The organism is Candidatus Babeliales bacterium, assembly GCA_019749895.1.
Lineage (GTDB): Bacteria > Babelota > Babeliae > Babelales > RVW-14 > AaIE-18.
In genome coordinates this window covers 1-3,304 of the sequence record JAIEPG010000010.1, presented here as the reverse complement: position 1 = coordinate 3,304, position 3,304 = coordinate 1, and the positions used below count along the sequence as shown (strand labels likewise).

Sequence of the window (3,304 nt, the reverse complement as noted above, 5' to 3'; positions counted from 1 at the left end):
TGATGAATAACTTGCAGACTGTTTTTTGCACCGTCTGTACCCATAAAAAAATCTTTAAGTGTTTTGTTGAGCGAAACAGAGCCTTGCGAGCCGCCCAAAATTAATAACGTTTTGCGCTGTGCTTCAAAGCCAAGCTTGTCGAGCAGTATTTGTTTATCAAACAAACCATCATCACGATCGGCTGGTGTGTAGCGCAGCGGGTAGCTGCGCATTTGGCATTTTTTTGCCGGCAGGTTGGGGTGCGCGCTAGAAAAGGGTAGAACGATGCTGGTTGCAAAAGGTGCTAAAAATTTTACTGCTAAGCCTGGCTCTGCATTAAGCTCATAAAGTTCAATTGGCCGGCGTTGCAGCCAGGCAGCTAAGCAAACGGGCAGCGAAACTAAGCCGCCCGTTGAAATAACTTTTTCCGGTTTGAGTTTGTATAAAACCATAAAGCTTTTAATAAAACTTGCACACAACTGCGCTGCTAAAATTGGAAGCTTTAAAAGTTGGGTAATGCCAGTGCCCGAGCGCTTGCCCGGCGATAACGAAATGGTCAAAAAATTTTCGTGCGGCATCTCGCTGAGCGCGTCTTTAAACCACTGGCGCGGCTTTGTGCCGTCGGTTAATAAAACAACCGAACCTTGCGGACATTGTTCAAGCCAGCGCTTGCCCAAAACTAAACAGGGAATAACGTGGCCGCCCGAGCCACCGCCAACAACGCAGAGCGTTTTTTTATTTGATGTCATACTTTGCTTGTTTTAAATGTTGTTCAATAATACTGTCGTTTGGTGCCAGCTCCAGTGCTCGTTTAAACACGTTCATAGCTTCTTGATTTTTACCAAGTTTTAACAACACATACCCTTTGGTATCTAAATAATCGTGCCGATCTGGTGTTTTTGCCAGTGCTTTGTTTGCAAATTTTAATGCTTGCTCAAGCTTGTCGTTTTGTTCTGCGTAAACGTAAGCAAGAAGGTTGTAGGCTGAAGGATAAACCGGCTCATGATTAATTGCTTGCAAAAGTCTTTCGCGCGCTTTATCAACGTTTTTATTCATAAAATGAACGTGGCCAATTTGAAAGAGCACTTGCGATTTAAATTGATTGTGCTGCGCGAGTTTGTACACTTGTTCGTAGGCCTGCAACGCTTGTTCGTTTTGCCCGGCCTCAAGATGCAAATCAGCTAGTGCTGCATTTAAGCGCAGGTTGCCGTTGTGCGTGCGCACCAATTCTTGCAGAGCGTCGACTAACAGAGAAGCTGGCACATTTGTTTTGCGTAATAATAAAAATGTATGCAAGGTAACTTGGCTCATTGGGTCTTTGGCCACCAGGCCTGCCATAAATGAAACGGCGTCGCGTGGCCGCTGGTCGGCCAGTAAAATTTCTACTTTGAGAAGTTGTGCTTGTTTAAAGCCTTCTTCTTGAGTGAGTGCTTGGTTGATGGCGGTTACCGCACGGTCATATTTTTTTGCTCTAAAATGTAAGAGTGCCAGATCAAAAAAGTATTTTGGGCTGTTATCTTTCATGCGACTCATGTACTCAGCTGCTTCGTCAAATTTTTCTTCGGTAAAGAGCAGTTGAACCAGTTGCTTTTCTACCTGTTCATCGCTGCCGGTTAAATCGAGAAAGTGTTTATAGCCTTTGATGGCTTCTTTGGTGTTGCCAAGCTGTTCCATGAGCATTGCTTTTACCAGCCAGCCGCGGTCAAATTGTGGGAACATTTTTATACTGGCTTCAATAGTTCTGAGTGCGTCGGGATATTTTTTTTGATCCAAATAAATTTTTGACTGCAAAAAGAGAAAGAGAAAATGCTTTTGCCCGAGTGCGGGGTTTTTTAAGCATTGTTCAAGAAAAGCGAGTGCTTTGACGGTGTTATTTTTTTTGATGTACGACATGGCGGTAAAATAAGCAATTTGTGGATTGTCGGGAAATTTTTTGAGCAACTCTTGAAAGAGCTCTTCTGCTTTATCTTCTTGGCCGGTAAATGCGTAGGTTTGTGCTAAAATTAAGGCGTGTTCATGCTGATTTTTGAAAAGCTCTTTAAAAAACTCTTTGCCCTTCTTTTCATACAGCTGCTTAATAACATCAAATTGGCCGGTGTCGGCTAGTAGTTGAATAAATGGATCGTAAACAAATGGCGAATGTTTTTTTGCCAAAATTGAACGGAAGCTTTGCATTGCGCGTTGTGCATTGCCTTTGCCGTACTGGTAATTTGCTGCCAAAAATTGTGTGTACTGGTCGGCTTTGGTGCTGGAGGCATCGTGTTTAAGTTCAATTGATGGGCTGGTGCTGCTGTGCGCGGGCAGGGTGAAGCTGACAAAAAGTACCAAAAGTTTTATTTGGAACGTGCGGGAGCACTTCATACCTAACTCCTTTTTGTTTTTTTGCAGTGAACAAGAAATTTTTGTAGCGATGCGCGCAGCTCAGTATCTTCAACTTTTTCAAGATGCGCATGCTCATCGTTACTCAAAGCGTAGCGCTTTGGATCTGGTTCTTGCAAGGAGTCAGTCTCCTGATCAGTTTTTTTTGTTGGGATAGGTTTTTTGCTCTTTAAAATGCGGAAACGAATTTCTTTAACACGCTCTTGTTGCAAGACTGCGTTTATTTTTCTTTTAAGTATGGGCGCAAGCATCATAAGTTCTTGGGCCCATGCAGGGTGGGTAACGCCAAGATAAATGCAGTCGTTGGTTATGCATTCAAGACTAACGTTTTCTTTCATGGGGCCAATAATGCGCTCCCACTCTTGAAAAAGTGTTATCTTCCAGCGGTGCTCTTGATTGATACAATCAACGACCAACTTTTTTATTGCTATTGCCACAAGGTCCTCACTATAATTCTTTTGTTTAGTGGATAAAGATATACAAAATATTTACAAGAAATTAAAGCTTTCTGATAAAATAATGGTCTGTTTGTTTAAATTATTATTTTTTTCAAAGGACAGTTCAATGTTTATACTTCGCGCCATAGTTTTTACTGTGGTTTTTTCTCAGCTTTCTCTCTCTCTTTTTGCAACGCTTACGCTTGAGCGTGCTCTGTCATATTGTTCGCAATCAGTTGGTGGTTTTCCGTTGGGTGCGCGTGACAAGTTTGCGTCAGAAGTGTTTACGCGTGAGCGGATACAGTCGTTGAATGACCAGCTTGCCAATGATGGCGAAATGCGCAGAGTACGTTCGCTTGATAATGAAAAAGTAAGCGACGCAGCAGAGTATTGTATTTGTATGGTGCTTGGTGTTCGTGAGATGAGCGGTATGCAAAAAGAGATGTTTAACGACATTGTTAAAGCGTGCCACGCAAAAATAGATAAGCGCGTTGCTGATGAAGCGAAGT

Annotated in this window: 4 protein-coding genes; 1 reads left to right on the top strand and 3 read right to left on the bottom strand. The window is 42.6% G+C overall.

The window, feature by feature from the left end:
* From K2W90_06480 to K2W90_06470, 3 genes are all read right to left on the bottom strand, one after another.
* The coding region (locus K2W90_06480) for a UDP-N-acetylglucosamine--N-acetylmuramyl-(pentapeptide) pyrophosphoryl-undecaprenol N-acetylglucosamine transferase (protein MBY0353982.1) at positions 1-728 on the bottom strand (728 nt) is incomplete at its 3' end.
* Positions 715-2,340: a tetratricopeptide repeat protein gene (locus K2W90_06475; protein ID MBY0353981.1), complete on the bottom strand. Its 1,626-nt coding sequence runs from the start codon at positions 2,338-2,340 to the stop codon at positions 715-717. The genes K2W90_06480 and K2W90_06475, both read right to left, overlap by 14 nt.
* A gap of 2 nt (positions 2,341-2,342) precedes the next feature.
* Complete coding sequence (locus tag K2W90_06470; GenBank protein MBY0353980.1) at positions 2,343-2,795, bottom strand: DUF721 domain-containing protein; 453 nt, start codon at positions 2,793-2,795, stop codon at positions 2,343-2,345.
* A 127-nt stretch (positions 2,796-2,922) separates the two neighbouring features.
* Between K2W90_06470 and K2W90_06465 the strand changes: the two genes are divergently transcribed.
* Positions 2,923-3,304, top strand: a 382-nt coding sequence (locus tag K2W90_06465) for a hypothetical protein (GenBank protein ID MBY0353979.1), incomplete at its 3' end; no start/stop codon positions are given.

What these genes read in the sequence shown, in the direction of transcription:
- K2W90_06475 (MBY0353981.1), bottom strand. Translation starts at nt 2,340, where the DNA reads ATGAAGTGCTCCCGCACGTTCCAAATAAAACTTTTGGTACTTTTTGTC.